This is a genomic window from Ornithinibacillus massiliensis (assembly GCF_018310345.1).
GTDB classification, from domain to species: domain Bacteria; phylum Bacillota; class Bacilli; order Bacillales; family Amphibacillaceae; genus Ornithinibacillus; species Ornithinibacillus massiliensis.
In genome coordinates this window covers 694,806-716,017 of record NZ_JAGXBY010000002.1, presented here as the reverse complement: position 1 = coordinate 716,017, position 21,212 = coordinate 694,806, and the positions used below count along the sequence as shown (strand labels likewise).

Here is a 21,212-nt window from a genome sequence, read left to right as displayed (position 1 = left end):
AGGAGCGATACAAATGGAAAAATTAAAATTAAAATTTCGGGTTTGGTGGTATAAGTTATTAGTTAAATTAGGTTTTAAACCAAAAGAAATTTATTACATAGGTGGTAGTGAAGCATTGCCTCCACCGTTATCTAAGGAAGAGGAAAGCGAATTATTAGTATTACTAACCAAAGGAGATTCGTCAGCAAGATCTGTACTCATCGAACGAAATCTTCGTTTAGTCGTATACATTGCAAGGAAATTTGAGAATACGGGGATTAATATAGAGGACTTAATTAGTATAGGCACCATTGGATTAATTAAAGCAGTTAACACGTTTAATCCAGAGAAAAAGATAAAGCTTGCAACATATGCTTCTCGTTGTATTGAGAACGAGATTCTCATGTATTTAAGAAGAAACAATAAGCTTAAATCGGAAATTTCCTTTGATGAGCCATTGAATATTGATTGGGATGGGAATGAGCTACTATTATCTGATGTGTTAGGCACAGAGGAAGATGTTATTACGAAAAATTTAGAAACAAAAGTTGATAAGCATCTATTGCAAAATGCTTTATCACAATTAAATGCTAGAGAAAAACAAATAATGGAATTGAGATTTGGTCTTATAGGTGAGGAAGAAAAAACACAAAAAGATGTAGCGGATATGTTAGGTATTTCTCAATCCTATATCTCTCGATTAGAGAAGAAAATTATTCGTAGGTTAAAAAAAGAATTTAATAAGATGGTGTAGCTTGATATAGCAAGAATTAATGGGGTTGATATATTTTAAATCAATGATTCACACTGCATAATTTTTTCCTTCCTAGGAGATACTGTCCATGAACAGCATCTCCAACTGGGAGGGTACAGAATGACTAGACATAAAGTAGTAATATGCGGTGTAGATACATCTAAGTTACCTGTTTTAACAAACGAAGAAATGCGAGCGCTTTTTATTAAAATGCAAGAGGGGGATATCTACGCAAGAGAAGAATTGGTTAATGGGAATCTCCGCTTAGTGTTAAGCGTAATCCAACGATTTAATAATCGTGGTGAATACGTAGATGACCTGTTTCAAGTTGGTTGTATCGGACTAATGAAATCTATTGATAATTTCGATTTAAGTCATAATGTGAGATTTTCTACTTATGCCGTACCGATGATTATTGGTGAAATTCGTAGGTATTTACGTGACAATAATCCAATACGTGTATCTCGTTCTTTACGAGATATTGCGTATAAAGCACTTCAGGTACGTGAGAAATTAATTAATAAAACATCAAAAGAACCTACTCCAGCTGAAATTGCTGAAGAGATGGGGGTACCACATTCGGATGTCGTTTTTGCAATGGATGCAATACAAGATCCGGTATCTCTATTTGAACCAATTTATAATGATGGTGGCGACCCGATATATGTAGTCGATCAAATTAGTGATGATAAAGATAGGGATGATACCTGGGTAGACAAGCTTTCCTTGAAGGAAGGAATGCATCAACTAAATGAGCGAGAAAAAATGATACTTAATAAACGCTTCTTCCAAGGGAAAACACAAATGGAGGTTGCCGACGAAATCGGAATCTCCCAAGCGCAAGTGTCCAGATTGGAAAAAGCTGCAATTAGTCAAATGAATAAGCAAATGTTTGAATAGTGATATATGAGGCTGGGACAAAACTATTTCTAACATAGGATAAACCGAACATTAAAGTTAGCGCATCGAACCCGCCCCGGAAATATACTTGCGGTTGCTTCCTGTACAGGGGCGACATTTGCTCGAGAGAACCTCGCAGTGTCTACCTTGCACTTTATCGCAGTATAAGTGCGACATCTGCTCGAAAAGACCCCGCAGTGTCTTCTTTACCGTTGGGCGCATGGTGAGCCTCCTCAGAGCTAACGCTCCCCTGGGGTCTCACCGATGCCTTTCCTCCCACAGGGGTCTCCGTATATTTCCGGGGCTAATGTGGTAATTTGTTCGTTTTTTATTACCTTTGTTTTCGTTTTGCTCCAGCCTCTATTTCATGTAAGAAAATCTTAAGCGGGAGTAAATAATTTTTCGTTGGCTAAGCCCTGAATGAACTCTTAAACTAGTGCATATATATCACTAGTAAGGGTAGGTGAGACGGGTGATTACATTATCTGATTTGCAAGCAAAAGAACTGATCGTTATTAATGACGGAAGAAGATTAGGGCATATTTCCGATCTAGAGATTGATCCTGATCGCGGAAGAATAATTGCATTAGTTATTTATATTCGCGAAAAAAAGGGAGGTTTCTTTGGAAAACCTGATGAATTAATGATATATTGGGAGCAAATCGTCACAATTGGTTCCGACGTGATTTTAGTAAAAGATGTTGACGGGGCTAAATTATATCTTGAATAATTATTCTAGCAGGGGGAATTACGTTGCAAGACATATTCCAATATGATGGAAATTCATTGCTTCATATAAATAAGTGGATGGAAATGGAACCAAACTTAACAGTCGGTTTTACGACTCGTCATGGTGGTGTTAGTAAGCAACCCTTTCATACAAATAATATGGGATTACATGTTTTTGATGATGTAGAAGACGTACTTGTAAATCGAAAAAGATTAGCTACAACTTTACATATTCCACTAGATAACTGGGTAAGTGGTGAGCAGGTCCATCATTCTGAAGTACATATTGTTGATTCTCAAGATGCTGGTAGAGGAGCAATTACTGTAGAATCGTCTCTAATAGGAATAGATGGATTGATCAGTAACCAGAAAGGAATCCTCTGTACAGCCTTTTTTGCCGATTGTGTACCTTTATTCTTTTTTGATCCGGTAACAAAATACGTAGGTATTGCCCATGCAGGGTGGAAAGGAACGGTTGCTAGAATTGCTGAGAAAACGATCCTGAAATTTATCCAACTTGGTTCGGCTCCTAAAGATATACGTGTAGCGATAGGTCCTTCTATATCTACTGAAAATTACGAGGTAGATAACTATGTAAAAAATCGCATACCACAGGAGTTTCATGATGTGGTTTTGATCGAGACAGGTCATGACCACTATTTGTTAGATTTAAAACAATTAAATGTCGAAATTCTTGTACAAGCTGGCGTGTTTCGTAGTAATATAGATGTAACATCTTACTGTACGTATCGAGATGAAAATTTGTTTTTTTCACATCGACGGGATCAAGGGAAAACCGGTCGAATGTTAGGATATATTGGTTTTACGGGTTAGTGGTAAGGAGGAGTACATGTCATCATGGATGTAGCACAAAACTTAGCAGAAATTAAAACAAAAATTAATGAAGCTAGTCATAAGGTAAATCGAGATCCAAATGAGATCACCATCATTGCTGTAACGAAATATGTTACAATAGAAAGAACGATGGAAGCAATCGAAGCTGGAATATCTGATCTTGGAGAAAATCGTCAAGAAGGATTTTTAGAAAAGTATGATCAAATACAAGACAATGTTACATGGCATTTTATTGGTAGTCTACAAACAAGGAAAGTAAAAGATGTAATAAATAAGGTAGATTATCTTCATTCTTTGGATAGACTGTCATTAGCTAAAGAAATTGAAAAGCGTGCCTCATCTACTGTTAATTGTTTTATCCAGGTTAATGTTAGTGGTGAGGATTCCAAGCACGGACTACATCCGGATGAAGTAATGGAATTTGTTGAGAAAATTTCTCAATACACTAAAATACATATTGTTGGGTTAATGACCATGGCTCCACATACAGAAGATAAAGAGCTACTACATCAAGTATTTGGTATACTTAGAAATTTACGAGACACTATTAAAGAGAGAAACTATCCTTTTGCACCATGTGAGTATTTATCCATGGGAATGAGCAATGATTATGATATTGCAATTGAGGAAGGTGCAACCCATATTCGAATCGGTTCTAAGCTGGTTGGGGCTAATAAGTGAGGTGGATAATTTGAGTATTAAGAACAAGTTAAAGACATTATTTGCTATGGACGATGAATATGAATACATTGAAGAAGAAGTAGCTACATCTTCCTCCAATAACGTAATCCCGGCTACTAGTAATAATGTAATCAACTTAAAAAGTGTTAAAACAAGTTCTTCCAAAGTAGTACTCTGTGAGCCAAGGACGTTTGATGAAGCACAGCAAATTGCAGATAATATTGTCAATAAACGAACCGTTGTTATAAATTTACAACGTGTAGAACATTATGAGGCAAAGAGAATGATAGATTTCTTAAGTGGGACAGTGTATGCCGTTAACGGGGTTATTCAACGTTTAGGTTCACAAACATTCCTCTGTGCACCAGATAATGTTGATGTCTCTGGCTCTATCACAGAAGCTTTCGAAGAAGAATTCAATAAAGGATGGTAAAGTAGATCATGTCGTTATATACGTTATTTTTGATTTTGTCTAATGTATTACGTGTTTATAGTTTCGGATTAATTATTTATATTTTCATGTCATGGTTTCCTGGAGCAAGAGAATCATCATTTGGGGAAATACTTTCAAAATTGTATGAACCATATTTAGAACCTTTCCGTAAGTTTATCCCCCCACTAGGAATGATCGATATTTCACCTATTGTTGCGATTATTGTGTTACAGCTAGCAGGGGCTGGGTTGTGGGCTATATATGATATTTTAGTACGATTGGTAATTGGGTGATTACAGGTAGATGGATATATATCAACATTTTCGTAAAGAAGAGCATAGCTTCATTGATCAAGTTTTATCATGGATGGAACAAGTGGAGCGCTCTTATTTACCTCGATTGACAGATTTTTTAGACCCGAGGGAACAACAAATTATTGAAATGTTAATTGGAACCTCAAATGATGAGCTGAAATTGTTATTTTTTGGTGGAGGAACATATTCTGAGCGAAAACGAGCGATTATTGCTCCTCTTTATGAAGAGATTAACGAGGATTCCTTTAATATATCGTTATTACAGGCTACCTACCATGAAAAATTCGTCTCGCTCACTCATCGAGATGTGTTAGGTGCCTTTTTATCATTAGGAATGAAACGAAAAAAAGTAGGAGATATTTTGGCTGGTAAAGGCAAGGTTCAGCTTGCTTTAGATAAAGATATTTCCGCTTATGTCCAGATGAATATGACAATGATCAGGAAATCTACAATTACATTCGAAGAAAAACCTTTTTCGGATTTAATTGAACAAGAACCTATTTGGTCTCGTTCTGAGAAAATTGTTTCTTCCTTAAGACTGGATACGATGTTAAAAGAAATTTATTCTTTATCCCGCAAAGAGGCACAGACTCTTATTGATAAAGGATTAGTTAAAGTTAACTATCGTACGGTTGAGGATAGTAAATTCATTTTAAGAGAAGGCGATATGATTTCTCTAAGAGGAAAAGGTAGAAGCAAGCTCATCGCTGTCAATGGGCAAACCAAAAAGGAAAAAATAAAAGTTACAACTGCATTATTACAGGTATAGTAAAGAGTGACTATTTGATATATAATGATATCGAATAGTTGCTTTTTGACTTTTTTCTAGAAATGTAAGCATAAATTGCAGGAAATACATATTTTTTGTCGAAATATACTGGTATACTGAAAATGGACTAATATTTTTATAAAATCATAGGGAGGTAGCCGTTATGCCATTAACACCATTAGATATTCATAATAAAGAATTTACGAGAAGTTTTCGTGGATATGATGAAGATGAAGTAAATGAATTTTTAGATCAGGTTATTAAGGATTATGAAATGGTAATTAGAGAAAGAAAAGAATTAAAAGAAAAGATTGAACAAATGAATGAAAAGTTAAGCCATTTCACCAATATAGAAGAAACATTAAATAAATCAATCCTTATTGCTCAAGAAACGGCTGAAGAATTAAAAGGGAATGCTTCAAAGGAGTCGAAACTCATCATTAAAGAGGCAGAGAAAAATGCTGACCGTATTATTAACGATGCGCTAAGTAAGTCTCGCAAAATCTCAATGGAAGTCGAAGAGTTAAAGAAACAAGCTAAAGTTTTCCGTACTCGTCTAAGAATGCTTGTGGAAGCTCAATTAGATATGATTGGATCAGATGATTGGGAAGATTTATTTGAGGAAGCGGTTGGTAAAGATTTAGAATTAGCTAATAATGAATCTTAAACCTTGACGTTTTATTAAAATTTACATATAATGCTTACACGAATAGGTTAAAATAATAGCAAATACGATGATAGAGACAGTATAAAAACTAGTTGCTTGTCAGAGCGAGCTAGGGTCTGGTGAAAGCCTAGTACAGCACGTTTTTAGAAAATCACTCTTGAGTATCCAATTTGAAATAAATCAAGTAAAATTGGACGTCTTGTTCACGTTACGAATATCGAGTGAATTTAAAATGTTATCATTTTAAATTTATAAGGGTGGTACCGCGAGTCTTCTCGTCCCTTTCTGGGATCAGAGAGGCTTTTTTTATTTTATGATGGTTTTTCGGGAAGTTGGGTTAATTTAAGCGAGCTTATGTTCTAACCGCGAAACTATACAACAAATCAAAAAATAGCCAAACATAATTATCAAGTAAAGTTAAAACATAAGGAGGTCTAATCAGTGGACTATAAAGAAACATTACTGATGCCAAAAACAGAATTTCCAATGCGAGGGAATCTACCAAACAAAGAACCATTACGTCGTGAAAAATGGGAAGAAATGAACCTATACGAAAAATCAGTGGAAAGAACAAAAGGTAGACGAACATTTATCCTACACGATGGTCCACCATATGCAAACGGTGATATTCATATTGGCCATGCATTAAATAAAATCTTAAAAGATTTCATTACGCGGTATAAGTCAATGTCAGGTTACCATGCACCTTATATTCCAGGATGGGATACACATGGTCTTCCGATTGAAACTGCATTAACGAAGAATAAAAAAGTGAAACGTAAAGAGCTATCTGTAGCAGAATTTAGACAGCTATGTGCAGAATATGCATTAACCCAAGTCGATAGTCAACGTTCGCAATTTAAAGAACTAGGCGTACGTGGTGATTGGGATAATCCATATATAACATTAACGAAAGATTATGAAGCGGCTCAAATTAAAGTATTCGGTGAAATGGCCAAAAAAGGGTATATCTATAAAGGACTAAAACCAGTATATTGGTCTCCTTCTTCTGAATCAGCGCTTGCTGAGGCAGAGATTGAGTATTATGATAAACGCTCTGCTTCTATTTATGTTGCGTTTGAAGTAGAAGATGGAAAAGAAGTTCTGGATTCTGGAGATAAAATTGTCATCTGGACGACAACTCCATGGACAATTCCAGCTAATCTAGGTATCAGTGTCCATCCTGATATCAACTATGTGTTAGTTAAAGTTAATAATGACAAATTTGTTGTGGCAGAAGCACTACTTGAATCTTTAATAACAGAACTAGAGTGGGAAAATCTACAAGTAGTGAAAAGCTTCAAAGGAAAAGAATTAGAGCGCGTAACAGCAAAACATCCATTCTACTCCCGTGAATCTCTTGTCATGCTTGGTGAGCATGTTACGACTGATGCAGGTACAGGTTGTGTTCATACAGCTCCTGGCCATGGGGAAGATGACTTTTATGTTTCGAAGGCATATGGCATTGAGGCTTTCTGTCCAGTGGATCATAAAGGTGTGTTTACTAGTGAAGCACCTGGATTTGAAGGTATGTTCTATGACGATGCAAATAAAGTAATTACTGAAAAGTTAGATGAAGTCGGTGCTTTATTAAAACTTTCCTTTATTACTCACTCCTACCCACATGACTGGAGAACTAAAAAACCAACCATTTTCCGTGCTACCGCACAGTGGTTTGCTTCAATCAAAGATTTCCGTGAAGATATCTTAGATGAAATCAAACAAGTTAATTGGTATCCAGCATGGGGAGAGACAAGACTATACAATATGGTTCGTGATCGTGAGGACTGGTGTATTTCTCGTCAACGTGCTTGGGGAGTTCCAATTCCGGTATTTTATGGTGAGGATGGAACAGCAATTATTACAGATGAAACAATTGAACATGTATCGAAATTATTTGCAGAGCATGGTTCTAATATTTGGTTTGAAAGAGAAGCGAAAGATCTATTACCAGAAGGATTTGCTTCTGAGCATAGTCCAAATGGTGAATTCACGAAAGAAACGGATATTATGGATGTTTGGTTTGACTCTGGGTCTTCGCATGCAGGAGTATTATTAAATAGAGAAGATCATACAAGACCAGCTGATGTTTATTTAGAAGGTAGTGACCAATATCGTGGTTGGTTTAACTCTTCTTTATCAACGGCCGTAGCTGTTACAGGTAAAGCACCATATAAAAACGTTATTAGCCATGGCTTTGTTTTAGACGGTAATGGTCGTAAGATGAGTAAATCACTTGGAAATGTTATCATGCCAAGTAAAGTATTAAAGCAGCTAGGTGCAGATATTTTACGTCTATGGGTGGCATCGGTTGATTATCAAGCAGATGTCCGTATTTCAGATGACATTCTGAAACAAACTTCTGAGGCGTACCGTAAAATCCGAAACACTTTCCGATTTATGTTAGCAAATTTAGCTGACTATAATCCAGAAACAGATCGTGTACCGGAAGCAGAAATGGAAGAAGTAGATCGTTACATGTTACATCGTTTGCAACAGTTAGTAAAAGAAGTACGGGAAAGTTATGAGAAATTTGAGTTCTCTCCTATTTTCCATCGTATCCATAACTTCGTTGCAGATGATCTAAGCTCCTTCTATTTAGATTTTGCTAAGGATATTCTTTATATTGAAGCGGCAGATAATCATCGTCGTCGTAGTATCCAAACGGGGTATTATGAAATCCTAACCACCTTGGTACAATTGTTAACACCGATTATCCCACATACTGCCGATGAGGTATGGGAATATATTCCGGGGGTTAAAGAAGAGAGCCCTCAATTGACAGATATTCCAGAACCAAGAGAAATCGAAGGATTTCATGGTTTGGAGAACAAGTGGAATCATTTCATGGCCATCCGTGATGATGTACTAAAAGCACTTGAAGAGGCACGTAATGAAAAAGTAATTGGTAAGTCTCTAGAGGCTAAGATTACGGTTGTTCCAAGAGATGAAGAAACAAAGACAGTAATAAATTCAATTAACGATGTTCATCAGCTTCTAATCGTTTCAGAGGCTGTTGTTAAGGAACAATCAGAGGAAGCAGCAGAATACCGTTATGTCGATGTTCTTGTTGAAAAACATCCAGCTGAAAAATGTGAACGCTGCTGGGTTGCCTCAGATACAGTAGGACAAAATGAAAAACATTCAACACTTTGCTCCCGCTGTGCCGATGTTGTAGAAAAACACTATTTTGCATAAGTGTTATAATTGGCATAAAAATAACGTGAAGCTTATAAGGCAATAAAACTAGAATAACCCGAACTAATTCGCTTGATATCAACGAATTAGTTCGGGTTTCTTTCATCCGTATACGTTTCCGACAGTTATACAGAATGATAATGGACAAATCATTGAATTTTTACAGGATACGGTATAAGATTAACTAAGGATTTATATACAAATAATAGAGTGAAGTAGTCAATATGGAGGGGTAACCTGAATGTATCGGTACTATATTTTAGCAGTATTCGTCATAGCAGTAGACCAATTTACCAAGTACTTAGTAGTAAAAAATATGGAATTATATGAGCAAATATCGATTATAGATGGCTTCTTTTCGTTAACCTCGCATCGAAATAGTGGTGCAGCTTGGGGAATATTAGAAGGTAAAATGTGGTTCTTTTATATAGTAACGATAATTGTGATTATCGGAATCATTTACTATCTACAAAAATTTGGAAAAGAAAGCAAATTATTTGGTATCGCTTTAGGCCTAATTTTAGGTGGTGCTATTGGTAATTTTATTGATCGTTTATTCCATCAAGAAGTAGTAGACTTTTTCGACTTTGTAATTTTTGGATATGATTTCCCGATTTTCAATATTGCGGATTCGGCACTGACAATCGGTGTAATATTCGTGATAATTGCTACAATATTGGATGAGAAAAAGCAGAAAGGAAAAAATAAATGACATTACAACATGTTGTTACAGAAACTCAAAATAAAATGCGAATCGATAAACTATTAGCCGACATAAACCCTGATGAATCTCGTTCACGGGTTCAAGGATGGATTACGAAAGAGCTTGTTATGGTGAACGATGAGGTAGTAAAGGCTAATTATAAGTGTCAAGTAGGAGATGTTATTACATGGAGAATTCCTGAGGTGGAGTCATTAGATATTGAAGCTGAGAATATTCCTTTAGATATTGTTTATGAAGATAGTGATGTATTAGTGGTTAATAAGCCGAAAGGAATGGTCGTCCATCCATCTGCAGGGCATCAATCTGGCACATTAGTGAATGGTTTACTATATCATTGTAAGGATCTATCTGGAATTAATGGGATAGAGCGTCCGGGAATTGTTCATCGTATTGATAAAGATACTAGTGGCTTATTGCTCGTTGCTAAAAATGACAAAGCTCACACCAGTTTATCTGAACAATTATCGAATAAAGATGTGAAACGAAAATATGAAGCGGTTGTTCACGGTGTCATTAATCATGACACAGGAATGGTTGATGCGCCAATAGGAAGGGATCCGAAAGATCGTCAAAAAATGGGCGTGGTGGAAAATGGGAAGCCCGCAGTCACTCATTTTCAAGTGCTAAACCGTTTTAATGAATTTACACATATTGAATGTCAATTAGAAACAGGTAGAACACATCAAATACGTGTTCATATGCGGTATATTGGATTTCCGCTTGTAGGCGATCCAAAATATGGACCTAGAAAAACTTTGGATACAAATGGTCAAGCATTACATGCAAGACTAATAGGGTTTACACATCCTACTACAGGGGAATGGCTAGAATTTGAAGTAGAGCCACCTGCCTATTTTAAAGAATTACTAACTAATTTAGAATTAATGTAGTTGACAAGAAGAGTTAATTCTGAAATAATGTAACAAATGAATAGAAACCTTTAAATTTTCAGTCCAGAGAGGCTAAAAAGGGAACGACTTTTACGGGATATTTGTAATCACTCCCCCTTTTTTCCTTATGGAGAAAAGGGGGTTTTTATTTAGGAGGGCGCAACACATATGATCAAAAAAACCGAAATTCTAGACGAGCAGGCAATAAACCGAGCACTTACCCGAATTGCCCATGAAATCCTTGAAAAAAATAAAGGTGGAGAAGACCTTGTCATCGTTGGGATTAAAACGAGAGGTGTACCACTGGCAAAAAGAATACAAGAAAAGATTAAAAGAATTGAAGGGTTAACCTTGCCAATTGGGGAACTAGATATAACATTATATCGTGACGACCTAGCAAAGGCTATAGATTCAAATGAACCAGAAATACGCAAAACCGATTTGCCAGATAATATTACGAATAAAAAGGTTATCTTAATCGATGATGTCTTATATACTGGGAGAACGGTTAGAGCAGCAATGGATGCTGTAATGGATATTGGCAGACCGTCACAAATACAGCTGGCAGTCTTAGTGGATAGAGGGCATCGTGAGCTACCAATTCGTGCAGATTATGTTGGAAAAAATATACCAACATCAGAGAAGGAGATTATAGTAGTCCGACTTAATGAAACGGACCAAATCGATTTAGTATCTATTTATGAAAAATAAATAATGAAAGGACCTTTAATTAAATCCAGAGAGGTTTACAAGGTTGCTTTGATTACGTGCGATAGAATTCTGCACGTCTACCTCTTTGCGACCAAAATGCAAAGAGGTTTTTTTATTTAGGTAAAATCCTTAGACGAATGGGAGGGCTGTAAATGGAACACTTTATATCCATCGACCAGTTAAGTAAGCAAGAGATTTTTCAGTTACTAGAGGATGCACAAATGTATCAAATGAAAAAAATGAAAATTTCCAAGCAACTTTTTGTAGCGAATTTATTCTTCGAGCCAAGTACTAGAACTAAAATGAGCTTTACTGTAGCAGAAAGAAAGCTAGGTTTAGAAGTGTTAGACTTTCACGCAGAAGCCTCTAGCTTAGCAAAAGGGGAAACACTATATGATACCGTGAAGACTTTTGAATCGATTGGAGCAAATGCACTAGTTATTAGACATGATGCAGACCAATGGATAGAAGAATTAGAACACATCACTATTCCGATCATAAATGCTGGAGCTGGAACACGTGAGCATCCTACCCAAGGAATGCTTGACCTTCTGACAATCTATCAAGAATTTAATACGTTCGAAAATCTTAACATCGTGATAGTAGGCGATATTAAACATAGCAGGGTAGCAAACTCAAACGCGCATACACTTCAACGATTAGGTGCCAATGTCTATTTAAGTGCTGCACCAGGCTACGAAGATGAATCACTACCTTTCCCATATATCACAATAGATGAAGCAGTTGAATTTTGTGATGTTGTGATGATGTTAAGGATTCAACATGAAAGACATGTTGAAAAGCATGATACTAAACAGTATTTAGAACAATTTGGATTAACAAAAGAACGGGAACAAAGGATGTTAAGTAAGGCAATTATTCTTCATCCTGCTCCCGTTAACCGAGGAGTAGAGATGGATAGTGACCTTGTGGAATGTAGCCGCTCTAGAATATTTAAGCAAATGAATAATGGGGTCTTTATGAGAATGGCAATTTTAACACATGTATTACAAAAATGGGGGATTATAAATGAGAATCTTATTAAAGAATGCTAGCCGATTGATGGAGAATGGGGTACTAGAAAGCTGTGATGTTCTAATTGAGGAAGGTAAAATAAAGCAAATTGGTGAATCGATTGAAAATGAAGCTGTAGATCGTTTGATTAACTGTGAGGGTAAGCTTGTAACACCTGGATTTATCGACGTACACATTCATTTACGAGAACCAGGAGGAGAACATAAGGAAACGATTAAAACAGGGACAAAGGCTGCTGCCAGAGGTGGTTTTACAACGGTATGTGCTATGCCAAATACGAATCCAGTACCGGACGATGTAGCATCCATTACTAGTTTACTAGAGAAAATAGATCAAGATGCTCTCATTAGGGTCATACCTTATGCATCGATTACGAAAGGGTTAAAAGGAGAGGAGCTAACGGATTTAGAGGAGTTAGCCAAACATAATGTATTTGCATTTACTGATGATGGTGTAGGCATCCAAACAGCTCACGCGATGTACTCGGCAATGAAAAGAGCACAAGCAGCAGGGAAAGCTATTGTTGCCCATTGTGAAGATAACTCTATCGTGTATGGTGGTGTCGTTCATCATGGCGATGTAAGTGAGCGTCTTGATTTACCAGGTATTCCTTCAATAAGTGAGTCCGTCCAGATCGCTCGGGATGTCCTGTTAGCAGAAGCTACAGGGTGTCATTATCATGTTTGCCATGTGAGCACGAAGGAATCTGTTCGTGTAATCCGAGATGCAAAAAAAGCAGGAATTCATGTCACGGCAGAAGTGACACCACATCACTTAATTTTAAATGAAGACTCCATTACCCAAGATGATGGTAATTGGAAAATGAATCCACCATTAAGAAGTAAAGCAGATCAAGAAGCATTACTGGAAGGTCTATTAGATGGAACGATTGACTTTATTGCGACAGATCATGCGCCACATAGTGCAGATGAAAAAGCCCAAGGAATGCTTCATGCACCATTTGGAATTGTAGGGTTAGAAACAGCCTTTCCACTCCTCTATACGAATTTAGTTAAACGAGGAAAAATAACCTTACATCAACTGATAGACTGGTTAACGATAAAACCTGCACAGGTGTTCCATTTACCCTATGGAAGATTAAGAGAAAATGATATAGCAGATGTAACATTAATTGACTTATCTAGGGAGACAAGGATTGATAAACATACCTTCTATTCAAAAGGGAAAAATACACCATTTCATAATTGGAACGTAACGGGTATACCAGTTGTTACGATCTATGAAGGGAACATCGTCTATGAGGAGGAAAGCTATGTTAAAGCGTAAACTAGTACTAGAAAATGGAACCGTATTTATTGGGTCAGGGTTTGGTAGTGATCGTGAGATAAGTGGAGAAGTAGTATTTAATACAAGTATGACAGGGTATCAGGAGATTATTTCTGATCCATCATACTGTGAGCAGATTGTCACCTTAACCTATCCGCTTATTGGGAATTATGGGATAAACAGAGATGACTTTGAAACAGTTGCCCCTTTTATAAATGGTTTAATCGTTAAAGAATACAGTGAGTATCCTTCTAATTTTCGGTGTGATGAAACAATCGATAGTTTTCTAAAAGCACATAATATTCCAGGATTAGCAGGAATTGATACTCGGAAGCTAACTAAATGTATTCGGAAGGCAGGAACAATGCGAGGTTACATTGCTAATGAAGAAGTACCAGATGATGAGATTATTAGAAGGTTACAGCAAATCCCGGTAAGACATGATCAAGTGAAACAAACCTCTACTTCTAAACCATATATTGTTCCCGGAAGAGGTCGTCGGATCGTATTAATTGATTTTGGAATGAAGCATGGTATTTTACGAGAATTAACGAAACGTGATTGTCATGTAACCGTCGTTCCTTATAACTATTCAGCTGATAATATTTTACGGTTAAAACCAGATGGAATTATGCTTACAAATGGTCCTGGTGATCCACAGGATGTACCGGAAGCTATTGAAACAATTCAACGTGTTATTGGTGCAATCCCGATATTTGGAATATGTTTAGGGCATCAATTATTAGCACTTGCTTGTGGTGCAAAAACAGAAAAAATGAAGTTTGGTCACCGTGGTGGAAATCATCCAGTAAAGGATATACTTCATGGAAAAACATTTCTTACCTCGCAAAATCATGGCTATGCGGTAAATACAGCTTCATTAGCAAATACGGATTTAGAACTAACACAAATAGCATTAAATGATCATTCTGTTGAAGGAATCAGGCATAAAGTATTCCCAGCATTTTCCGTGCAGTACCATCCAGAAAGTTCACCTGGACCGGAAGATTCCAACTATTTATTTGATGATTTTTTACGCTTAATTGATCAAACGATAACGAAACAGCAGGAGGAGAAAGTCTATGCCTAAACGAACAGACATTCAGAAAATACTTGTTATTGGATCAGGCCCAATCGTAATTGGTCAAGCAGCAGAATTTGATTATTCGGGGACACAAGCCTGTCAAGCGCTTAGAGAAGAGGGCTACACAGTTATTTTAGCAAACTCTAATCCAGCTACCATTATGACAGATCAAACAGTAGCAGACCGAGTATACATGGAGCCATTAACCGTTGAATTTTTAACTAAAATTATTCGTAAGGAGCAACCAGATGCATTATTACCGACACTAGGTGGGCAAACAGGCTTAAACTTAGCAGTAGCTTTAGATAAAACTGGAATCCTTAAGCAATATAATGTTGCCCTATTAGGTACATCGTTAGAAGCAATCCAAAAAGCAGAAGATCGTGAAAAGTTCCGTGACTTGATGCAAGAAATCAATGAGCCTGTACCAGAAAGTCGTATTGTTAATACAGTAGAGGAGGCCGTTGATTTCGCGGAGACAATTGGTTTTCCATTAATTGTTCGACCAGCATATACATTAGGTGGTACTGGTGGAGGGATGTGCTATGACGAGGATGATTTGCGAGAAATTACCCGTAATGGACTAGCGTTATCACCAGTGAATCAGTGCTTAATCGAAAGAAATATCGCGGGCTTTAAAGAGATTGAGTATGAGGTAATGCGAGATAAAAATGACCAAGCGATTGTCGTATGTAATATGGAAAATATTGACCCAGTTGGTATTCATACAGGTGATTCTATTGTCGTTGCTCCTTCACAAACATTAAGTGACAGGGAATATCAGTTACTTCGAAATGCTTCCCTTAAGATTATCCGTGCACTCGAAATTGAAGGAGGATGTAATGTTCAGCTAGCCTTAGATCCAACTAGTTTTGCTTATTATGTCATTGAAGTTAATCCACGTGTGAGCCGTTCGTCTGCACTAGCATCGAAAGCAACAGGCTATCCGATAGCAAAAATGGCAGCTAAAATTGCGGTTGGACTGACACTAGATGAAATAATGAATCCTATCACGGGAACAACTTATGCATTATTTGAACCTGCATTAGACTATGTCGTGACGAAATTACCTCGATTCCCATTTGATAAGTTTGTTACAGGAGATCGTAAATTAGGTACGCAGATGAAGGCAACTGGAGAAATTATGGCTATCGGAAGGAACTTTGAAGAATCACTGTTAAAGGGAATTCGTTCCATGGATATTGGGACAGAGGAGTTAGGGTTAACTAGTTTAGCTTTTCTGGATGAGGATGATATTTTATATCGACTAAAAGTAGCAGATGATGAAAGAATATTTGTTATTGCGGAAGCATTCCGTAGAGGGGTATCACTCGATACAGTATTTAACTTGACGAAGATTGACCCGTTTTTCTTAACTAAGCTACAAGAATTAGTAAACTTTGAAGCCGTTATTAGTAGTAATGTATTTTCTAAAGAAATACTTTATCAAGCAAAACAAAAAGGATTTTCCGATAATCAAATTGCTAGGCTTTGGAATAGTACTGTTGATGAGCTTTATCAGTTTCGTATCCAAGAAAATATTGTTCCTGTATTTAAAATGGTGGATACGTGTGCAGCAGAATTTGATTCTAAAACACCTTATTTTTATAGTTCCTATGAGGAAGAAAATGAGTCGATACCAACAGGTCATCGAAAAGTGTTAGTGTTAGGATCAGGGCCAATCCGAATTGGTCAAGGGGTAGAATTTGATTATGCTACCGTGCATTCTGTACTTGCCATTAAAGAGATGGGTTATGAAGCTATTATCATGAATAATAATCCTGAAACAGTGTCTACCGATTTTAGTATATCCGATAAATTATACTTCGAGCCTCTTACGTTAGAGGATGTTATGCATGTTATTAATCTAGAGAAACCTGAAGGAGTTATTGTCCAATTCGGAGGCCAAACGGCAATTAATTTAGCAGAAGGTCTTGCAAGAAGAGGTGTTCCAATCTTAGGTACAGCACTAGAGGCAATCGATAAAGCGGAAGACAGAGATAAATTTGAAATATTATTAGAAGAGCTAGGATTATTAAGAGCAGAAGGGAAAGCAGTTAAACGAATAGAGCAAGCAATCGATGTTGCGGATTCCATCGGCTATCCAGTATTAGTTCGTCCTTCATACGTTATCGGCGGCAGTCGTATGGAGATTGTCTATAGCCAAGACGAACTCGAAGCATATTTGCAAAAAACTGGCCATATCACCGATCGCCATCCGATTCTAGTAGATAAGTATATTACGGGAATTGAAGTAGAGGTAGATGCCATTAGTGATGGTGAGACAACTATCGTACCAGGAATAATGGAGCATATAGAACGTTCCGGTGTTCATTCTGGAGATTCGATAGCTGTGTATCCTCCACAACGATTATCAGAAAAGGTAAAGGAAAAATGCTTTGAAGCAACCTGGAAAATATCACAGGCGCTGAAAGTGAAAGGCTTAGTCAACATTCAGTTTATTATTTGTGATGAAGATGTGTATGTTTTAGAAGTAAATCCAAGAGCAAGTAGGACGATACCATTCCTTAGTAAGATAACGGGCGTAACAATGGCAAACCTTGCTACCAGGTGTATTCTCGGTGAAAAGCTAACGGATTTAGGTTATACATCCGGTATCCTTCCAGAAAACAAATTAGTATCTGTTAAAATACCAGTTTTTTCATTCGAAAAATTGCGTAGTGTTGATACTATTTTAGGACCTGAAATGAAATCGACTGGAGAGGCTATTGGTTATGATAAAACCATGGAAAAAGCTCTATATAAAGGATTACTAGCAGCTGGAATATCTGTTCCTAGTGAAGGGGCCGTATTAATTACCGTAGCAGACAAGGATAAAGTTGAAATGCTACAAATTGCAGAACGCTTCCATCAACTTGGCTTTCAATTATATGCAACAGAGGGGACAGCATCCTTCTTACATGGCGCAAATCTTCCAGTTATCGAAGTAGCAAAATTAGGGGCAAATGAACCTAATGTATTATCCATTATTGAGGAAGGTAAAGTACAATTTGTCATGAATACATTAACATCTGGAAAACAGCCAAGATCAGATGGTTTTATGATTAGAAGAGTAGCCGTTGAAAGAGGTATTCCTTGTTTAACTAATCTAGATACAGCAAATGCCATTCTGAATGTAATCGATTCTACAACATTTAGTGCGAATCCAGTTCAAACAAAAGAGGTAGTTCTTTTATGATAAAAAGGGAAAAAATGCAGATCTTATCCAAAACAGTTATCGCGCTCGATACGATAAAAATGGTTTTTCACAATGAATCTATTAGTAAATATGCAATACCTGGGCAGTTCTTGCATATTCAAGTTGAAAATCATACGTTGAGAAGACCAATCTCTATAGCAAACTGTGATCAGGATACAGGAACAATCACTATTTTATTTAAAATAAATGGGGATGGTACGAAGCGCTTAGCTGCCTATGAACCGGGCGATTTAGTAGATACACTAGGACCATTAGGGAATGGGTTTCCAATTGATACAGATACACCTTCTACTATTTTATTAGTAGGAGGAGGTATTGGTGTACCACCTTTGTACTATTTAGGTAAAACATTGAAGGAAAAAGGCGCTACGATTATTTCTATTCTAGGATTTCAGCAAAAGGAGCATGTCTTCTATGAACAGGAGTTTTCAAACCTAGGAGAATTGTATATTGTTACCGATGATGGTTCCTATGGTCATAAAGGAGTAGTGACCGATGTGTTAAGCAAGGTTAGCGCATATGATTCCTACTATAGCTGTGGCCCGCTTCCAATGCTAAAAGCGTTAACCGCAAAGCTAGAAGGGAAGAAAGGCTATATTTCTTTAGAAGAGAGAATGGGCTGTGGGATAGGAGCATGCTTTGCTTGTGTTTTACCAACAAAAGATGGCAATAGCTATAAGAAGATATGTAAGGATGGTCCAGTTTTTGCCTCAGAGGAGGTCCGAATATGACAAATCTAGCAATAGAGTTACCAGGTCTTGCATTGAAAAATCCAATTATCCCAGCATCAGGATGTTTCGGATTTGGACGTGAATTTAGTCAATTCTATGATTTAAGTAAACTCGGTGCGGTAACAATGAAAGCCGCAACTGAAAACACACGATTTGGTAACCCAACACCGAGGGTTGCTGAAACAACGGGTGGGATGCTAAATGCTATTGGTCTGCAAAATCCAGGAGTCACTAAAATTATCGAAACAGAGGTACCGTTTTTAGCTGAATTTGACACTTGTATTATCGCAAATATTGCAGGAAGTTCATTAGAGGAGTATGTGAGAGTAGCTAGTACTTTTAATAACACCAATCAGGTACATGCACTCGAATTAAATATATCTTGTCCCAATGTTAAAGAAGGTGGAATTCAATTTGGTACTGATCCGGTAATGGCCGCTCGTGTAACAGAAGCTGTGAAAAAAGCTAGCAATCTACCAGTCTATGTGAAGCTATCTCCTAATGTGACGGATATTGTAGCGATGGCAAAGTCTGTTGAATCCGCTGGCGCAGATGGCTTATCAATGATCAATACCATTACAGGGATGCAAATACATCTACCAACTAGAAGGCCCCTTATTGCTAATAAAACTGGCGGATTATCAGGCCCTGCAATCAAACCAATAGCGATAAGAATGATTTACGAAGTAAGCCAACAGGTGGATATTCCGATCATAGGTATGGGCGGGATACAAACGGCGGAAGATGTGCTTGAATTTCTATTAGCTGGTGCTAGTGCAGTCGCTATTGGAACAGCTAATTTTCAAAATCCATATATTTGCTCGGAAATTATCGATAATCTACCGATTGTATTAGAAAGCTATGGGTTTTCTTCGGTGCAAGAAGCAGTTGGAAAGGGGATAATAGCATGACAAATTCGATATATGTAGCATTAGACTTCCCGAACTGGAAAGAGACGAGCATCTTCTTGGAAAGAAATGATTTAAAAGGTGTCCCTGTGAAGGTCGGGATGGAATTATTTTATAATGAAGGATTAAAAGTCATTGAGAAACTAAAAAAGGATAATCATCGTATCTTCTTGGATTTAAAGCTGCATGATATCCCTACAACCGTCATGAAGGCAATGCATATCCTATCGAAATTAGAGGTAGATATCGTGAATATTCATGCCTTGGGTGGAAGTGAAATGATTCAAAGAGCTAAAGAAGGGTTAACAAATGGTAATCCAACCTATGATACCAAGCTGATTGCGGTCACCATCTTAACATCGATGGACGAGCAAATGCTACATCAGGAATTGAAGCTTACGGATAATGTAACGGAAACAGCTGTTCACTTTTCAAAATTAGCGCATACCAATGGTGCTGATGGTGTCGTATGTTCCGTACATGAGGCAAGCGCCATTAAAAAAGCTTGTGGAGAAGAATTTCTTACGGTGACACCAGGAATACGCCTTAGTCATACCACAGCAGATGATCAAAAACGTATTGCAACACCAGGTTTTGCTCGTCAACATGGTGCAGATTATTTAGTGATAGGAAGAAGTATAACAAAGTCTGATTATCCAAGAGAAAACTATGACCAAGCTGTTAGGGAATGGGAGGAAGCGTCATGCAATTAAGTAGTGAATTAGCTAGAGAATTGTTACAAATTAAAGCCGTACAGATTAATCCAACTGATTATTTTACTTGGACTTCTGGAATCCAATCACCAATCTATTGTGATAATCGGATTACGATGTCCTATCCGGAAGTTCGTACAAAAATAGCAGCTGCATTTGAAGAAAGAGTAAGTCAAATGGCAATAAAACCGGATGTGATTGCCGGCTGTGCCACAGCTGGTATCCCACATGCTGCATGGCTAGCAGACCGGTTAAATCTTCCAATGGTCTATGTTCGTTCTAAGCCGAAAGCCCATGGAAAAGGAAATCAAATTGAAGGGGGAAGTGTTCAAGGAAAGAACGTAATCGTCATAGAAGATTTAATATCAACTGGCGGATCTTCTCTAGAAGCAGTCGAAGCCCTTCGTAAAGCTGGTGCTGAAGTTCTAGAGGTGATGTCAATTTTTTCATATGGATTATCATCATCCTATGAAAATTTTGAAAAAGCGAATATCGCATATCAAAGTCTAACAAATTATGATGCATTACTTCAGGCTTTAGTAGAAGATGGCAAACTCACCGATCGAGAAAAATCTATTTTGTTGGATTGGCGTAATGCTTTAGAATCGTAAAAGCAGTGTCATTATTAGA

The 21,212-nt window shown here is 37.2% G+C and carries 21 protein-coding genes and 1 other annotated feature; all 21 genes read left to right on the top strand.

Annotation, left to right across the window (positions count from 1 at the left end):
* The first annotated feature begins 13 nt into the window (after positions 1–13).
* The 21 genes from sigE to pyrE all read left to right on the top strand — a co-directional run bounded on the left by sigE (position 14) and on the right by pyrE (position 21,193).
* Positions 14–733, top strand: coding sequence for an RNA polymerase sporulation sigma factor SigE (gene sigE, locus KGF86_RS07905; protein ID WP_186868595.1), 720 nt, complete (start codon positions 14–16; stop codon positions 731–733).
* Positions 734–853: 120 nt separating this feature from the next.
* Positions 854–1,633, top strand: a complete 780-nt coding sequence (sigG, locus tag KGF86_RS07900; RefSeq protein WP_186868596.1) for an RNA polymerase sporulation sigma factor SigG — start codon at positions 854–856, stop codon at positions 1,631–1,633.
* Between the two features lie 472 nt (positions 1,634–2,105).
* Complete coding sequence (locus tag KGF86_RS07895; RefSeq protein WP_186868597.1) at positions 2,106–2,363, top strand: YlmC/YmxH family sporulation protein; 258 nt, start codon at positions 2,106–2,108, stop codon at positions 2,361–2,363.
* Positions 2,364–2,386: 23 nt separating this feature from the next.
* Positions 2,387–3,196 (top strand): peptidoglycan editing factor PgeF, encoded by an 810-nt coding sequence (gene pgeF / locus KGF86_RS07890; RefSeq protein WP_246521360.1) that lies wholly within the window; start codon positions 2,387–2,389, stop codon positions 3,194–3,196.
* Between the two features lie 24 nt (positions 3,197–3,220).
* Complete coding sequence (locus KGF86_RS07885) at positions 3,221–3,898, top strand: YggS family pyridoxal phosphate-dependent enzyme (protein WP_186868598.1); 678 nt, start codon at positions 3,221–3,223, stop codon at positions 3,896–3,898.
* Between the two features lie 10 nt (positions 3,899–3,908).
* Complete coding sequence (locus KGF86_RS07880) at positions 3,909–4,331, top strand: cell division protein SepF (protein ID WP_186868599.1); 423 nt, start codon at positions 3,909–3,911, stop codon at positions 4,329–4,331.
* 8 nt (positions 4,332–4,339) lie between these two features.
* Positions 4,340–4,624 carry a YggT family protein gene (locus tag KGF86_RS07875; RefSeq protein WP_186868600.1) on the top strand — a complete coding sequence of 95 codons (285 nt, stop codon included), beginning with the start codon at positions 4,340–4,342 and terminating at the stop codon, positions 4,622–4,624.
* Between the two features lie 10 nt (positions 4,625–4,634).
* Entirely contained in the window at positions 4,635–5,414 is a 780-nt protein-coding gene (locus KGF86_RS07870) for a YlmH family RNA-binding protein (protein ID WP_211741526.1), read from the top strand.
* A 163-nt stretch (positions 5,415–5,577) separates the two neighbouring features.
* A complete protein-coding gene (locus KGF86_RS07865; RefSeq protein WP_186868602.1) occupies positions 5,578–6,081 on the top strand; it encodes a DivIVA domain-containing protein in 504 nt (167 codons plus the stop codon).
* 58 nt (positions 6,082–6,139) lie between these two features.
* Positions 6,140–6,367, top strand: a binding site (T-box leader).
* Between the two features lie 155 nt (positions 6,368–6,522).
* Positions 6,523–9,279 carry an isoleucine--tRNA ligase gene (gene ileS / locus KGF86_RS07860; RefSeq protein ID WP_211741525.1) on the top strand — a complete coding sequence of 919 codons (2,757 nt, stop codon included), beginning with the start codon at positions 6,523–6,525 and terminating at the stop codon, positions 9,277–9,279.
* 241 nt (positions 9,280–9,520) lie between these two features.
* Positions 9,521–9,991 (top strand): signal peptidase II, encoded by a 471-nt coding sequence (gene lspA, locus KGF86_RS07855; RefSeq protein ID WP_186868604.1) that lies wholly within the window; start codon positions 9,521–9,523, stop codon positions 9,989–9,991.
* The gene (locus KGF86_RS07850) at positions 9,988–10,893 is read left to right on the top strand and encodes an RluA family pseudouridine synthase (protein WP_186868605.1); all 906 of its coding nucleotides are present in this window, start codon (positions 9,988–9,990) and stop codon (positions 10,891–10,893) included. Before lspA ends, KGF86_RS07850 begins: the two co-directional genes overlap by 4 nt.
* A 171-nt stretch (positions 10,894–11,064) precedes the next feature.
* On the top strand, positions 11,065–11,604 hold the full coding sequence (pyrR, locus tag KGF86_RS07845; protein WP_343221439.1) for a bifunctional pyr operon transcriptional regulator/uracil phosphoribosyltransferase PyrR: 540 nt from the start codon (positions 11,065–11,067) through the stop codon (positions 11,602–11,604).
* Between the two features lie 152 nt (positions 11,605–11,756).
* Complete coding sequence (locus KGF86_RS07840) at positions 11,757–12,659, top strand: aspartate carbamoyltransferase catalytic subunit (RefSeq protein WP_211741523.1); 903 nt, start codon at positions 11,757–11,759, stop codon at positions 12,657–12,659.
* Positions 12,634–13,926, top strand: a complete 1,293-nt coding sequence (locus KGF86_RS07835; protein ID WP_211741522.1) for a dihydroorotase — start codon at positions 12,634–12,636, stop codon at positions 13,924–13,926. Before KGF86_RS07840 ends, KGF86_RS07835 begins: the two co-directional genes overlap by 26 nt.
* Entirely contained in the window at positions 13,913–15,016 is a 1,104-nt protein-coding gene (gene carA / locus KGF86_RS07830; RefSeq protein ID WP_211741521.1) for a glutamine-hydrolyzing carbamoyl-phosphate synthase small subunit, read from the top strand. The genes KGF86_RS07835 and carA overlap by 14 nt, the downstream gene beginning before the upstream one ends.
* Positions 15,009–18,209 (top strand): carbamoyl-phosphate synthase large subunit, encoded by a 3,201-nt coding sequence (gene carB / locus KGF86_RS07825; protein WP_211741520.1) that lies wholly within the window; start codon positions 15,009–15,011, stop codon positions 18,207–18,209. Before carA ends, carB begins: the two co-directional genes overlap by 8 nt.
* Entirely contained in the window at positions 18,206–18,961 is a 756-nt protein-coding gene (locus KGF86_RS07820) for a dihydroorotate dehydrogenase electron transfer subunit (RefSeq protein ID WP_211741519.1), read from the top strand. The genes carB and KGF86_RS07820 overlap by 4 nt, the downstream gene beginning before the upstream one ends.
* Entirely contained in the window at positions 18,958–19,872 is a 915-nt protein-coding gene (locus KGF86_RS07815) for a dihydroorotate dehydrogenase (protein ID WP_211741518.1), read from the top strand. Before KGF86_RS07820 ends, KGF86_RS07815 begins: the two co-directional genes overlap by 4 nt.
* Positions 19,869–20,582 carry an orotidine-5'-phosphate decarboxylase gene (gene pyrF, locus KGF86_RS07810; protein WP_211741517.1) on the top strand — a complete coding sequence of 238 codons (714 nt, stop codon included), beginning with the start codon at positions 19,869–19,871 and terminating at the stop codon, positions 20,580–20,582. Before KGF86_RS07815 ends, pyrF begins: the two co-directional genes overlap by 4 nt.
* Positions 20,573–21,193, top strand: a complete 621-nt coding sequence (gene pyrE / locus KGF86_RS07805; RefSeq protein ID WP_211741516.1) for an orotate phosphoribosyltransferase — start codon at positions 20,573–20,575, stop codon at positions 21,191–21,193. Before pyrF ends, pyrE begins: the two co-directional genes overlap by 10 nt.
* Positions 21,194–21,212 lie beyond the last annotated feature (19 nt).